The 13741-nt window shown below is 59.6% G+C and carries 14 protein-coding genes and 1 tRNA gene; 9 read left to right on the top strand and 6 right to left on the bottom strand.

Features of this window, described 5'->3' with window-relative positions; translation table 11 throughout:
* The first annotated feature begins 205 nt into the window (after positions 1-205).
* Genes ABJP42_RS07295 through ABJP42_RS07280 form a run of 4 tightly spaced genes read left to right on the top strand, consistent with a single transcriptional unit; the run spans position 206 to position 1907 of the window.
* Positions 206-664, top strand: a complete 459-nt coding sequence (locus ABJP42_RS07295) for a class I SAM-dependent methyltransferase (protein WP_348339669.1) — start codon at positions 206-208, stop codon at positions 662-664.
* A 28-nt stretch (positions 665-692) separates the two neighbouring features.
* Positions 693-1019, top strand: coding sequence for an adenine nucleotide alpha hydrolase family protein (locus ABJP42_RS07290; protein WP_348339668.1), 327 nt, complete (start codon positions 693-695; stop codon positions 1017-1019).
* Positions 1020-1054: 35 nt separating this feature from the next.
* Positions 1055-1459, top strand: a complete 405-nt coding sequence (locus ABJP42_RS07285; protein WP_348339667.1) for a hypothetical protein — start codon at positions 1055-1057, stop codon at positions 1457-1459.
* 46 nt (positions 1460-1505) lie between these two features.
* A complete protein-coding gene (locus ABJP42_RS07280; RefSeq protein WP_348339666.1) occupies positions 1506-1907 on the top strand; it encodes a hypothetical protein in 402 nt (133 codons plus the stop codon).
* 334 nt (positions 1908-2241) lie between these two features.
* Here ABJP42_RS07280 and ABJP42_RS07275 read toward each other — a convergent pair.
* From ABJP42_RS07275 to ABJP42_RS07265, 3 genes are all read right to left on the bottom strand, one after another.
* Positions 2242-2328: transfer RNA gene (locus tag ABJP42_RS07275), tRNA-Leu, on the bottom strand.
* A gap of 152 nt (positions 2329-2480) precedes the next feature.
* Entirely contained in the window at positions 2481-3050 is a 570-nt protein-coding gene (locus tag ABJP42_RS07270; RefSeq protein ID WP_348339670.1) for a tetratricopeptide repeat protein, read from the bottom strand.
* Positions 3051-3208: 158 nt separating this feature from the next.
* Positions 3209-3679 carry an Lrp/AsnC family transcriptional regulator gene (locus tag ABJP42_RS07265; RefSeq protein ID WP_348339665.1) on the bottom strand — a complete coding sequence of 157 codons (471 nt, stop codon included), beginning with the start codon at positions 3677-3679 and terminating at the stop codon, positions 3209-3211.
* A gap of 127 nt (positions 3680-3806) precedes the next feature.
* Here ABJP42_RS07265 and putA point away from each other — a divergent pair, with 127 nt between their 5' ends.
* Positions 3807-7214, top strand: coding sequence for a bifunctional proline dehydrogenase/L-glutamate gamma-semialdehyde dehydrogenase PutA (gene putA, locus ABJP42_RS07260; RefSeq protein ID WP_348339664.1), 3408 nt, complete (start codon positions 3807-3809; stop codon positions 7212-7214).
* 60 nt (positions 7215-7274) lie between these two features.
* Entirely contained in the window at positions 7275-8045 is a 771-nt protein-coding gene (locus ABJP42_RS07255; RefSeq protein ID WP_348339663.1) for a rhomboid family intramembrane serine protease, read from the top strand.
* 88 nt (positions 8046-8133) lie between these two features.
* Here the strand turns inward: ABJP42_RS07255 and ABJP42_RS07250 are convergent, their stop codons facing one another.
* Positions 8134-8919, bottom strand: coding sequence for an inositol monophosphatase family protein (locus tag ABJP42_RS07250; RefSeq protein WP_348339662.1), 786 nt, complete (start codon positions 8917-8919; stop codon positions 8134-8136).
* A 252-nt stretch (positions 8920-9171) separates the two neighbouring features.
* Here ABJP42_RS07250 and ABJP42_RS07245 point away from each other — a divergent pair, with 252 nt between their 5' ends.
* Positions 9172-10212: an NADP-dependent oxidoreductase gene (locus ABJP42_RS07245; protein ID WP_348339661.1), complete on the top strand. Its 1041-nt coding sequence runs from the start codon at positions 9172-9174 to the stop codon at positions 10210-10212.
* A 477-nt stretch (positions 10213-10689) separates the two neighbouring features.
* Here the strand turns inward: ABJP42_RS07245 and ABJP42_RS07240 are convergent, their stop codons facing one another.
* Positions 10690-11595 (bottom strand): LysR family transcriptional regulator, encoded by a 906-nt coding sequence (locus ABJP42_RS07240; protein WP_348339660.1) that lies wholly within the window; start codon positions 11593-11595, stop codon positions 10690-10692.
* Between the two features lie 95 nt (positions 11596-11690).
* Here ABJP42_RS07240 and metF point away from each other — a divergent pair, with 95 nt between their 5' ends.
* Both metF and ABJP42_RS07230 read left to right on the top strand, forming a co-directional pair.
* On the top strand, positions 11691-12560 hold the full coding sequence (metF, locus tag ABJP42_RS07235) for a methylenetetrahydrofolate reductase [NAD(P)H] (RefSeq protein WP_348339659.1): 870 nt from the start codon (positions 11691-11693) through the stop codon (positions 12558-12560).
* Positions 12561-12662: 102 nt separating this feature from the next.
* Positions 12663-13154: a PaaI family thioesterase gene (locus ABJP42_RS07230; RefSeq protein ID WP_348339658.1), complete on the top strand. Its 492-nt coding sequence runs from the start codon at positions 12663-12665 to the stop codon at positions 13152-13154.
* 45 nt (positions 13155-13199) lie between these two features.
* Here ABJP42_RS07230 and ABJP42_RS07225 read toward each other — a convergent pair.
* Positions 13200-13741 (bottom strand): phospholipase effector Tle1 domain-containing protein (locus ABJP42_RS07225; RefSeq protein ID WP_348339657.1); only part of this gene is annotated, 542 nt, incomplete at its 5' end.

Below are 13741 nucleotides of genomic sequence, written 5' to 3'. Positions count from 1 at the left end.
ATCCGCAACGCTTCAACGCTTCATTGTAAGCCGACCAGTTCTTGGTCTTGTATTTCGTAGGGGCCCAACTGCTCATAGCCTCTAGTTATCATCCTGGATTCACAAGATGAATCCCCTCAGGCTATTTGTGCAACAAAGCCGCGCCCCACCCTAAATGGAACACCAAATGACACCACCAGTTCTAGACGCCTGCTGCGGAAGCCGCATGTTCTGGTTTGACCAGAAAGATGAACGCGCCGTTTTTGGAGATCAGCGCCGGGAGACCCACCAGCTCAAGGACAAAAGCACCAAAGGCGGTTTCCGGGAGCTGGTATTTGATCCTGATGTTTTGATGGATTTTCGGGACATGCCATTTCCGGCCGGGACATTCAGCCTCGTAGTGTTAGACCCTCCGCACCTCATCAGCTGCGGCCCCAAGAGCTGGCTCGGGAAGAAATACAGAAAGCTAGGAGCGGACTGGCGCGACGATCTGCGAGCCGGGTTCAGCGAATGCTTTCGCGTCCTCAAGCCCGAAGGAACTCTGATTTTCAAATGGAACGAAGATCAGATCAAGGTTTCAGAGGTTCTCGGGCTGACGGACGAAAAGCCATTGTTCGGCAACCGATGCGGCAGGACCGCGAAATCACACTGGCTGGTCTTCATGAAAGGCCAACCCGCATCCTAATCCACCACCCCTTTACGGAGCCATCACCATGCTGATCGAGCGCAAGAAAATCGTAGAACTGACAGCCCGCGGTGCAATCTTTTACGTGTCTCACAGTGGCGGCAAGGACAGCCAGGCGATGTACTGCGCAATCACCCGACTTGTCCCGCACGATCAGATTGCCGTGGTTCACGCAGATCTGGGTGAGGTCGAATGGGAAGGCGTCCAGGATCATATCAGGGCCACTATCAGCCACCCACTAGATGTCGTGCGCGCAGGCAAGACCTTCATTGAAATGGTCGACACCGGGCGAAGACACGGCCAGACGTGCCACCCTGGCCCTCCAGCGCAACGCGACAATGCACCAGCGATCTGAAGCGTGGACCGATCCACAAATTTATCAGGGATGACATGAAGGCGCGCGGTGTAAAGCTGGCATTCAACTGCACAGGCATCCGGGCAGAGGAAAGCCCTGCACGAAAAAAGAAAGAGCCTCTGAAACTTAATGCGACGCTGAGCAAGGCTGGACGCGAGGTTTATGAGTACATGCCCATCCACCACCTGACCACTCGGCACGTCTTCTGGATCATCCAGCAGGCGGGACAGGAGCCCTTCCACGCAAACATCCGCAATAAGCGCCTCTCTTGCGTGTTCTGCATCATGGGCTGCGATGGTGATCTACAGCACGGCGCAGAGCAGCGTCCGGCCTTGCTCCAAAAATACCTCGATACCGAAGACCGCACCGGCTGGACCATGTTCAACGGGAAGTCGCTGCGGGACCGCATTGCAAACAAGCCCAGCGGCATCGCCGCCTAACCCCACCACCGACACCAGAAACAGACCCCTAATTGGAGCCAACATCATGCGAAGAAAGACGCCAGCTGAGGAAGCCGCCTACATTGCCGGGCGGCAAGATGCGCAGCTACTTTGCAACCTCGCCTTTGCCGGAACCAACACTAGAGCGCCAGATCTAGGCGACTTGAAGGTGGCCACCATTGCGGTTCCGAAGGCCTCTCTGCTGGCCGTAGTCAGAAAGCTCGACTTCGGCGCAACCATGACAACCCAAGAGTTTGCCGCCGCTTTCGATGATCTTCGAATGGCGTTCACGCCGAACGAGATCGCGTCGGGCTTGCGGGAATGCTCGCAAGCGAATTGCACAGAAAGTGCCCTTGCAAAAATCGAAGGCGATTGGCTGTGTCACGACCACGCCAATGAATGGTCGCGCGGCGAAGGCATCGCAGCCGCCGAGCGTGAAAACTACTAACCCCCACCCCTTGATGGAACCAACCTCAAACCCCAATCGAACCTACTAAATGGAGGCCCTATGACTTCTGTCCACATTCCTGATGAAGCAAAGTTCGTGACCGGGGTTCAGGCGATCCGCTCGCCTCGCTGGCCCTTTGGGCGCGACACATTCTACAAGATGGTTCGTGCGGGCAGAATCGTAAAGCACCGCCCATACCCAGGCTCCCGCCCGGTCTATTCGGTCGCCCAAATCGACGGCCTCTACGCCATTTCAAGCAACTAGCATAGTGGGGGGCAAAGTGGGGGGCTAATCTCACAAACCTGACATTTACTCAATGATTTCAAGGGGTCGTTGGTGCGGGCGGTGGGACTCGAACCCACACGGGCACAAGGCCCAACAGATTTTAAGTCTGGTATGTCTACCATTCCATCACGCCCGCATCCAAGGCCACATCATCAGCGCTGCCTTGAGACAGGTATCTAGCGGCCTAAACTTCACGGTACAATCGGTTTTCGCATCAGAGCGATGTTTCTGTTGCCATGCGCGAGAAATCCCAAAACCTGAAATACCCTCCCGGCGCCAAAGGGTCCACTAAAGGTCTTGTCCTGGCGACGAGGGGGCTGCGCTTTTCGGAGACCCTTCCGGCGACAGCGGGCCACCGTGGGTGGCGAGACTGCGCTCGGGCAGCCAGGGGTTCAGGGTCAGGGCTTCTCCAAGAGCTAGGCGGGCCTCAGACAGCCGGTCCAAACCGTAGAGCGCCAGGGCCCGACCACTGAGGGCGGCCACATGGCGGGGTGACAAGACCAGCGCCTGATCGAGGTCCATCAGGGCCGCCGCATAGTCCTGGCGCAGGTAATGCACAAAGGCACGCTGATTGTAGCCCTCGGCATAATGCGGGCAATAGGCGATCAATTGGTCAAAATCCGCCAGGGCACCAAGAAAATCAAACGAAGAGCGCCGCGTCATGCCCCGGTCCAGAATTGCCTGCGCCTGATCATCCGGCGCATCAGCCCAGAACTCCCACATCTGATTGGACAGGATCCGCGCCGCGCCCTCGCTTGGGGCGCGTTGCACCTGGGTGATCAGGGTCTCAAGCGCTGCGGAATGGTCATGAGGCGGCGGACAGGCCGCTTCGGCCGCTGTCTGGCCAGCCGCAGGCATGGCCAACAGGGTCAGGGGCAAAAGGAGAACCGGAGCGCGGGGACGCAAAAGAACAGATGTACAGGTCATGGCAAGATGCTGCGTGACTTTACGCCTCGCTGGCAAATCAACTTTTTGCGCGCCCCCCTGCCCGAACCCGTCCAGTGCGGCTTTGGGCCTCAAACCGGAGCCAGTCCTGCGTCTTCCTTGACCGCCTGCATCGCCACATAGGTCGAGGTGGCCGAAACATGCGGCAAAGACGAAATCTTCTCTCCCAGCACCTGGCGATAGGCGGACATCGACCGGGTGCGCACCTTGAGCAGATAGTCAAAATGCGAGGCCATCATATGGGCCTGCTCGATCTCGGGAATGCGGGCCACGGCGGCGTTGAACTTGGCCAGGGCCGCCTCACGCGTGTCCTCCAGCCGAACCTCGACAAAGGCCACGTGATCCAGCCCAAGGCGGATCGGGTCTATCAGGGCGCGGTAGCCAGTGATGATGCCGTCACTTTCCAACCGGCGCAACCGTGTCTGGGTGGGGGATTTGGACAAGCCGATGCGCCGGGCCAGGTCGGCGATAGAGATCCGCCCGTCTTCACCCAGCAAATTTAGAATCTCCCTATCGAACCGGTCTAGCTCAGAAATTTCCACGTTCCGCCCGCCAATTTTGGATTAAACAACTCAATTGACCTGTGATTAGCCAAATTTCAGCCAAATGTCCCGAGGAAAAAACTGTAATCTGGGACAAACGCCCCCTTCACTGAACTGGAGCCCCGAAATGTCCATGTCCCACAAGCTGCGTGACCGGATTGATGCCGGAACCTATGTCGACCAACAGGAAATCTTTGCCCAGCTCTGTGAAACAGCTGCGCTGAACGAGGCAGACCGGAGCAAGATCAGCACCCGGGCGGCCAATCTGGTGCGCGACATCCGGGGCCATTCCAGCCCTGGTCTGATGGAGGTCTTCCTGGCCGAATATGGCCTGTCGACGGACGAAGGCGTGGCGCTCATGTGCCTGGCAGAGGCGCTGTTGCGGGTGCCGGACGCCGAAACTATTGATGCGCTGATCGAGGACAAAATTGCGCCTTCGGACTGGGGCAAGCATCTAGGGCGGTCGTCGTCTTCGCTGGTCAATGCTTCGACTTGGGCCCTGATGCTGACAGGGCGGGTGCTGGACGAAGACCGCAGCCCCGTGGGTGCCCTGCGCGGCGCCATCAAACGCCTCGGCGAACCTGTCATTCGCACCGCCGTGGGCCGCGCCATGAAGGAAATGGGGCGTCAGTTTGTCCTTGGCGAAAGCATTGAAAGCGCGATGAAGCGCGCCGCCGGGATGGAAGCCAGAGGCTACACCTATTCCTATGACATGCTGGGCGAAGCTGCCCGCACCGAAGCCGATGCCGCCCGCTATCATCTGGCCTACTCCAAGGCGATCTCGGCCATTGCCGCCGGCTGCGGTAGCGATGACATCCGCAAGAACCCCGGTATTTCTATCAAGCTCTCAGCCCTGCATCCGCGCTATGAGCTGGCCCAGGAGGCGCGGGTGATGGAAGAGCTGGTGCCGCGCATCAAGGCGCTGGCGCTCTTGGCCAAGGCGGCCAAGATGGGGCTCAATATCGATGCCGAAGAAGCCGATCGCCTGTCGCTGTCGCTGGAGGTGATTGAAGAGGTTGTTTCCGATCCCTCGCTAGCGGGCTGGGAGGGCTTTGGCGTTGTGGTTCAGGCCTATGGGCCGCGCACCGGGCTGGCGATTGATGCGCTATACGAGATGGCGGAAAAATATGACCGTCGCTTTATGGTGCGTCTGGTTAAGGGCGCCTATTGGGACACCGAGGTGAAACTGGCGCAGGTCGAGGGCGTTGATGGCTTTCCGGTCTATACCAGCAAGGCGCTGACCGATGTCTCCTATATTGCCAATGCCCGCAAGCTCTTGGGCATGACCGATCGCATCTACCCGCAGTTCGCCACCCATAATGCCCATACGGTCAGCGCTATTCTGCATATGGCCGGAAGTCGCGACACCTATGAGTTCCAGCGCCTGCATGGCATGGGGGAAACCCTGCACGACATGGTGCTTGAGCAAAACCAGACCCGCTGCCGCATCTATGCGCCGGTTGGCGCCCATAGCGATCTGCTGGCCTATCTGGTGCGCCGCCTGTTGGAAAATGGCGCTAATAGCTCCTTTGTGAACCAGATCGTCGACGAAGACGTCTCGCCTGAGCTGGTGGCGGCGGATCCCTTTGTCGAGGCCGCGGATTGTGCCAATAAAATCCCAACCGGACCAGAGCTCTATGCACCGGAGCGGCCCAATTCACAAGGCTTTGATCTGGGCCATGCGCCCACCCTGGCGCGGATAGAGAAAGCCCGCGCGTCGTGGAAGAGTCACGCCTGGCAGGCCGGGCCGCTGATTGCAGGCGAGGCCAGCCCTGAGCCCGCCGAAGATGTCATCAACCCATCAGACCTGACCCCGGTGGGACAGGTCTCTGCCTCCAGTTCAACGGACCTGGAGTTGGCGCTGGCCTCGGCCCAACCCTGGGCTGCCTCGGCAGAAGAACGGGCAGCGGTGCTTAACAAGGCTGCCGACCTCTATGAGGAAAACTATGGCGAGCTTTTTGCCATTCTGGCGCGCGAAGCGGGTAAATCGGTGCCCGATGCCATCTCGGAACTGCGCGAGGCGGTGGATTTCATGCGCTACTATGCCGCCCGTATCCCCGCATCCGAACCAGCCGGGGTGTTCACCTGTATCTCGCCCTGGAACTTCCCGCTGGCTATTTTCTCGGGGCAGATTTCCGCCGCACTGGCTGCTGGCAATGCGGTGCTGGCCAAACCGGCGGAGCAAACGCCGCTGATTGCCCATCGTGCAATCTCCCTGATGCATGAGGCCGGGGTGCCCCGTGATGCCCTGCAATTGCTGCCCGGAGCGGGCGCGGTGATTGGCGCGGCGCTCACTGGCGATGCTAGGGTCAATGGCGTCGCCTTCACCGGCTCCACCGCCACCGCCCTGCGCATTCGTGCCAATATGGCGCAAAACCTGCGCCCCGGTGCACCGCTGATCGCCGAGACAGGCGGGCTGAACGCCATGATCGTCGACAGCACCGCGCTGCCCGAACAGGCCGTGCAATCCATCGTAGAGAGCGCCTTTCAATCGGCCGGCCAGCGCTGTTCGGCGCTGCGCTGCCTCTACCTGCAGGAAGACATCGCACAGGATGTGTTGACCATGCTCAAAGGCGCCATGGATGTGCTGAACCTGGGCGATCCCTGGCATCTGAACGTTGACAGCGGCCCGGTGATCGATACCACGGCGCGCGCCGGGATCCTCTCCCATATTGATCAAGCCCGCGCCGAGGGCCGGGTACTGAAGGAAATGAGCACGCCGCAGGGCGGCACCTTTGTTGGCCCCACCCTGATTTCGGTCGCGGGCATTGGCGATCTGGAGCAGGAGATCTTTGGCCCCGTCCTGCATGTGGCGCGGTTCAAATCACAGGATCTGGACCGGGTGATTGGCGATATCAATGCCACCGGATATGGGCTGACCTTTGGGTTGCACACCCGCATTGATGACCGGGTGCAGCATGTCTGCGACCGCATCCACGCAGGCAATATCTATGTGAACCGCAACCAGATTGGCGCCATCGTCGGCAGCCAGCCCTTTGGCGGCGAAGGGCTTTCCGGCACTGGCCCCAAGGCAGGCGGACCCAACTACCTGGCCCGGTTCTGCGGCCCCAACCGCCAGACCAGCGCCGAAACCTGGGGCAGTACAACTGCCGATCTGCCGGGTGAGAGCGGCACGCCCGGCCGCCCCGTGACCACCTCCCTTCCCGGCCCCACCGGGGAATCCAACCGGCTGACCACCTCTGCCCGCCCGCCGCTTTTGTGCATGGGACCGGGCGCCAAAGCCGCCGCTGCCCAGGCTAAGGAGGTCATCGGCATGGGCGGCACCGCAATCGAAGCCCATGGCATGTTTGATCTGCACCGGCTGGAGTTCATCCAGGGCATTTCAGGCGTGTTGTGGTGGGGTGACGAGGCCACGGGCCGCGAGATCGAATGCACCCTGGCCAAACGCCGGGGGCCAATCCTGCCCTTGATCCCCGGCCATCCAGATCGCGCGCGGGTATTGGCCGAACGTCATGTCTGCGTCGATACCACTGCCGCAGGTGGCAATGCGGCCCTGCTGGGCGGCGAAAGCTAAGGCCGACACAAAGGCTATAACCTCTTGACGCTGGGCCGAAATCAGCCCAGCGTCAGCGCCATGTTTCCACTGCGCGATCATAATCCTTCGGGCCGTACGCCCTATGTCGTCTACTGCCTGATAGCCGCCAATGTGCTGGCGTATTTGATGTATTCGGGCCTCGGCGCGGAGCCGCGCGCCCTGATGCAATTCTACCAATCCTATGCCATTATCCCCGCCGAAATCGTCGGAGGAGAGAATTCCTCAACCCTGCTCACCTCTGTGTTCATTCATGGCGGGTTGATGCATCTGGGCGGCAATATGCTGTTCCTCTGGATCTTTGGCGACAACTTGGAGGACGAAATGGGCCATCTGCCCTTTCTTGCCTTCTACCTTGTCTCTGGCGTCGGCGCCGGGCTGATCCATGTGCTGGCCGCACCAACCTCTGAGGTGCCCACCATTGGCGCCTCTGGGGCCATTGCCGGGGTGATGGGCGGGTATCTTTTGCTGTTCCCCAAGGCCCGCGTCGACATCCTGCTAATCCTCATCATCTTTTTCCGCGTCATCACCGTACCAGCCTCGCTGATGCTGGGGCTTTGGCTGGCCTTGCAGATTTTTGGCGGCTGGGGCTCGGACCCGGACAAGGGGGGCGTGGCCTATTGGGCCCATGCCGGTGGCTTTGCGGTGGGTCTGGTGCTCTGCCTGCCGCTATGGCTGCGCCGTGGCGGGCCGCGATTTTGGGAGCAAACCGCCGGGCTGCCACCAAAGCCTGAAACCCAATACACCTATAGCACCACCCGCATCCCGCGCCTGCCGCGCAAAAGGAAAAACCCAGGCCCCTGGGGAAAATAGCCGCCAGTTCGCACAGAAAAAGGCGCTCCTTTGCAGGGGCGCCTTTGTAACTTTATGGCCAAAACAAAGACGATAAAACAGGGTAGGATTAGCCCCGGATCACCTTGGCAAAGCTTTCAAAGATCGGCTCGTTGGCGCAGACAACTTCGCCGCTTTCAACGATGCTTGCCTCTGGGTCCAGGGCTTCCGCCAGACCGCCAGCCTCTTTGACGATGATGATGCCCGCGGCCAGATCCCAGGCATTGAGACGACGCTCCCAGAAGCCCTCGTAGCGGCCCGCGGCCACATAGGCCATGTCCAGCGCGGCAGAGCCAAAGCGGCGCACACCGGCAGTGGCGGGCAAGAGACGCGCCAGATCCTGCAGGGTTTCCGGCAGATCGGCGCGACCGGCAAAGGGCAGACCAGTGGCAAAGATCGATTCAATCATCCGGTGGCGGGCAGAGACACGAATGCGGGTCTCGTTCATCCAGGCCCCGGTGCCTTTTTCGGCAAAGAACATCTCATCCTTGGCCGGATCATAAATCACGCCAGAGACAATCTTGCCCTTGTGCTCCAGTGCGATGGAGATGGCCCAATGCGGCAGGCCGTGCAGGAAATTGGTTGTGCCATCCAGCGGATCCACGATCCAACGACGGGTTGGGTCCTCGCCGGGGGTCTCGCCGCCTTCTTCGGCCAGCCAGCCATAGGTGGGGCGCGCGCCCATCAGCTCTTCCTTCAGGATCTTTTCAGCGGCGATATCGGCCTTGGAGACAAAGTCCCCAGCGCCTTTGCGCGAAACCTGCAGGTTTTCCACTTCCTGGAAATCCTTCACCAGGGAACGGCCAGCCTTGCGGGCGGCTTTGATCATCACATTAAGGTTTGCGCTGCCAATCATATCTGCTGGATCCTGTTGAATGCGGGGAGATGTCGGGTCAATGGGTGCCTATACGCCGCAAGCCTGCATTTGCCAAGGGTGAATAGAGCATCAAATCGCCCTCTTCTGCGCGGGTTTTGCCGCAGTTCTTCCGCAGGGTCACAGGCAGGCGGCAGTTGTCAAAAGTGAAAGTGAACGACAGAGTTTAGAAAACACCCCTCAAGGATCAATACTGCACAGCCGCCAAGAGGGGACTACAACAGGGAGAGAGAGATGTCCGAAGAGATGCAACAGATCCTATTGGCCAGCCGACCAGAGGCCGCGCCGGGTCCCGAGAATTTCCGCCTTGAGACCAGCCCACTGCCCAGCCCCAAAGAGGGTGAAGTGCTTGTAAAGGTGCATTATATGTCGCTGGACCCCTATATGCGTGGCCGCATGGATGATGCCAAATCCTATGCCGCGCCAGTGCCCATCGGTGGCCTTATGGAAGGCGGCGGCGTTGGCGAGGTCATTGCCTCAAACAGCCCCTATTTCAACGTTGGAGACTTTGCCTTTGGCATGTTCGGCTGGGCCAGCCATAGCTGCCTGCCCGCCAAAGAGCTGCGCAAGCTCGACCCCAATCAGGGGCCAATCACTGCCGCGCTCGGCGTTTTGGGCATGCCAGGGTTTACCGGATGGCATGGCTTATCCGCTTATGGCCGCCCCCAGGCGGGCGAAACCCTGGTGGTGGCAGCCGCCACCGGCCCGGTGGGCTCCATGGTGGGACAGCTGGCGAAACAGGCGGGGCTGCGGGTCATCGGCATCGCTGGCGGCGCCGACAAATGCAAAATGGCCATGGAGACCTTTGGCTTTGACGCCTGCCTCGATCACCGCGCCTACGATGACGCCCGCGCCCTGCGCAAGGATCTGAAAGAGGCCTGCCCCAAGGGCATCGACATCTATTTTGAGAACGTCGGCGGCAAGGTGCTGGAGGCGGTGCTGCCAATGATGAACCCACATGGGCGCATTCCGATCTGCGGCATGATCGCCTGGTACAACGCCGGGGGCCTGGGCGAAGGCGCCAGCGATGCAGCGCTGACCGGGCCAAACATCTGGCGCAATGTGCTGGTGAAATTCCTGTCGGTAAACGGCTTCATCATCTCCAACCATTTTGACCGCTATCCTGAGTTCCTCAAGGAAGTCGGTCCGCTGGTGGCCAAGGGCGACGTGCGCTTTGTCGAGGATGTGGCAGAGGGGCTGGAGAACGCCCCCGCCGCCTTCATGTCGATGCTGCAGGGTGGCAACAAAGGTAAGCAGATCGTCAAACTGGTTTGAACACCAACATCAAAAAGTGGAGGGGCCTCAGACAGGCGACTGGTCTGTGCCCCTTCCTCAAGCGGGTCCTTCAGTTTTTTGGGGACATCTAGTCCTCGATGAACAACCTCCCGACAGCTTCACTACCGAGTTCGTCACTTCTGTGCCAAGACAACCAAAGTGGCGCCTCGCAAAGCCCAGCATCCTCCAACTTGTCTGACAGCAACTTCAACAGTGTTTTGGGGTCTCCTGCCAACTTGTGCTTCCTGAAATAGCCGTCAATCCGCCAATGAAGTGCGACCCCTTCCGTGTATTCAGGTCGCCAGACAAAGTATCTGGCGATTGGGGTCGAGACAGAGCCAGATCCAACCCTGTTATGCCGAACATGAAAAATCTCACCGATCCGAACGTCCAAGGTTTCGCGCCCTTGGGCACGAAACCTCTCGTTTAACTCAAACCTATGCACGCCACCCCTTCCTTCTAGCTCCACAACCGCTCCTACTGCTGCTGTAGCTTGCGGGCTTCGACCTTGGCGAGGCGAATGAGCTCTTTCATAAAGGGCTTTTCGCGGTCATCGCTGCGGATCGCCGCATAGAGCCGCCGGGTGATGCCCGATTTGGTCAGCGGGCGGGTGACGTAGTCAGACGAGTATTTCACCTCGCGCACCACCCAGTCCGGCAGCACTGAAACGCCCCGGTTGGAAGCCACCAAGAGCAGGATAACCGCCGTCAGCTCCACCTGGCGAATGCTCTCGGGCTCCACCCGCGCCGGGATCAGCAACTGGCTGAACACATCCAGCTTGGTCTTGTCCACCGGATAGGTGATCAAGGTCTGGCCGATAAAATCCTCGGCCTCGACAAAGGGTTTCTGCGCCAGGGGGTGATGCGCCGCTGCGACAAAAACCGCCTTATAATCAAACAGTTCAATGAAATCGACGCCCGGGATATCTTCGGGATCTGAGGAGACCACCAGATCCACCTCTTCCTTTTGCAAGGCAGGCAGTGCGTCAAAGGCAAGGCCGGGACGAATGTCGACATCGACGTCAGACCAGCTCTTGCGAAACCCTTCAAGCACCGGGAACAGCCATTCAAAACAGGCATGGCATTCAATGGCGATATGCATCCGCCCGGCATGACCATCGCGCAGTGATGAAAACTCTGCCTGCGTCGCTTCGACCTGGGGCAGCACCTGTTCGGCCAGCCGCAACAGCCGCAGCCCAGCCGCCGAGAGTTTCATCGGCTTGGAGCGACGGATAAAGAGTTCGATCCCGGCCTGATCTTCCAAGCCCTTGATCTGATGGCTCAAAGCGCTCTGGGTGATGTTGAGCTGATCTGCCGCCCGCGCCAACCCCCCGGCCTCGTGAATGGCCTTGATGGTGCGCAGATGGCGAAACTCGATATGCATAACTTCAACTCAGTTCATGTTGTTCTTGAGAATTATGAAATTGTTTCACAATGCTGCACGTGCAACAAGAGGGAAATCAAACGGAGAACAAAACCATGTCGAGCCCTGAGATTTCATTTGAGTTTTTCCCGCCGCAGTCGCTGGAGGCCTCGTTTCGGCTTTGGGACACTGTGCAAACTCTGGCGCCGCTCGATCCACGTTTTGTTTCTGTCACCTATGGCGCTGGTGGCACCACCCGCGATCTGACCCGCGATGCGGTAAAAACCCTGCATGGCTCCTCGGGGCTGAATGTGGCAGCGCATCTCACCTGCGTTGACGCCAGCAAGGCGGAGACCCTAGAGATCGCCGAAAATTTTGCCGCCGTTGGCGTCACCGAGATTGTCGCCCTGCGCGGCGATCCACCAAAGGGAAGCGGCAAATTTGTGCCCCATCCGGATGGCTTTGCCAATTCCGTTGAATTGATCGAAGCCCTGGCCGAGACTGGCAAGTTTTCCCTGAAGGTCGGTGCCTACCCTGACCCCCACCCCGAGGCGGCAAATGCCCAGGCCGATGTAGATTGGCTCAAACGCAAGCTGGACGCCGGGGCCGATGAGGCGCTGACACAGTTTTTCTTTGAGGCCGAAACCTTTCTGCGGTTTCGCGATGCCTGCGCCAAGGCCGGTATTGATGGCGACAAACTGATCCCCGGCATCCTGCCCATTGAAAACTGGAAAGGCGCGCGAAACTTTGCCAAACGCTGCGGAACCGTGATCCCGGCCTGGGTGGATGATGCCTTTGAAAAGGCCGCACGGGACAATCGCGAAGATCTGTTGGCCACCGCCATCTGCACAGAGCTCTGCTCTGAATTGCTGGATGAGGGCGTGAAGAAACTGCATTTCTACACTCTCAATCGCCCCGAGCTCACCCGCGATGTCTGTTTTGCCCTCGGCATCACCCCCAAGGTCTCGCTCGAGAACGTAGCGTAAGGCTTGTTGCGGGCGCGATCTGTAAGGTAATTCCAAAAAGGAACGCACTGGGGAGGATACCTCCGGTGCGCCTTTGGTTTTCTGCACAAAAAGGGCCCCATCATGGCAATTGCAAAATCTCCTGCCGACCTTCTGCCCATGGATCAGGTTGTTCAACTTTCCGGGCTCGAATTCATGATGGGCATCCTCGAAGGCCGCTTGCCCGGCCCGCCCATTGGGGCGCAATTGGGCTATAAGCTGCACGAGGTCTCAGAAGGCCGGGCGGTGTTTCGCGGCACGCCGGAGTTTGAGGTGACCAACCCCATGGGCACGGTCCATGGCGGCTGGTACGGAACCCTGCTCGACAGCGCCATGGCCTGCGCGGTGATGACCGCCGTGCCCAAGGGGTGCGCCTATACAACTTTGGAATACAAGATCAATATCCTGCGCTCGATCCCGCTGGGCACCACGGTGGACTGCGTTGGCACCATCGATCACGTTGGGCGCTCCACCGGTGTGGCCCATGGGGAAATTCGCGGTGTTGAGGATGGCAGGCTCTATGCCACCGGATCGACCACCTGCATCGTGATGAATATCTTTGGCAGCAAAAGCTAGGGCTGTTCCAGCTTGCAGCAAAGACAGGAGCGTCGCGGCTCCGAACTAGGAGGAATTGCCGGTCAGACCGGCAAACCAACCCGCAGGCTTTTTTGACATCTCCACGCCCTGAACGCTGTTGTGCAGCCGTTCGCTAGGGTCCAGCCCGACCTGCCGCCGGCTGCGCATCAAAAAGATCTTGCCCCAGCCCCGCCAGGTCCCGACCGAGGGGGCCTTGGGGTCTGCCGGAAAGCGCAGACGCCAGTCCTTTGGCAGTTTCAAACCGCAATCCTCGGCTTTTTCCAGCATCCAGATCAACGGCAGATTGGACAGAGGGCGGGCCTCCTCATGGCCGGCAAGCTGGCCGCCAATATCGCCATGGGCCCCGTGAAACCAGACCTGCTCAACCCGCCCGTTCCAGCCCTCGGGGCAGGTCCACAGCACCGGTTTGAACACATCGCGGGTCTCGTCCAGCGCAAGGGCGTGATAGCCGTTTTTCACATGGGCGCCGAGCTCATGGTTGTGAAATGCATGACGGCTTTCGGCCCAGCGCCACAGCAGTGGCAAGCGTAGCCCCAGGGCCTTGACCGTATCCCAGACGCCAATCA

Origin of the sequence: Pseudophaeobacter sp. (assembly GCF_039971195.1) — a bacterium.
Taxonomy (GTDB): Bacteria; Pseudomonadota; Alphaproteobacteria; order Rhodobacterales; family Rhodobacteraceae; genus Pseudophaeobacter.
This window is presented reverse-complemented; position numbering and strand designations above follow the sequence as displayed.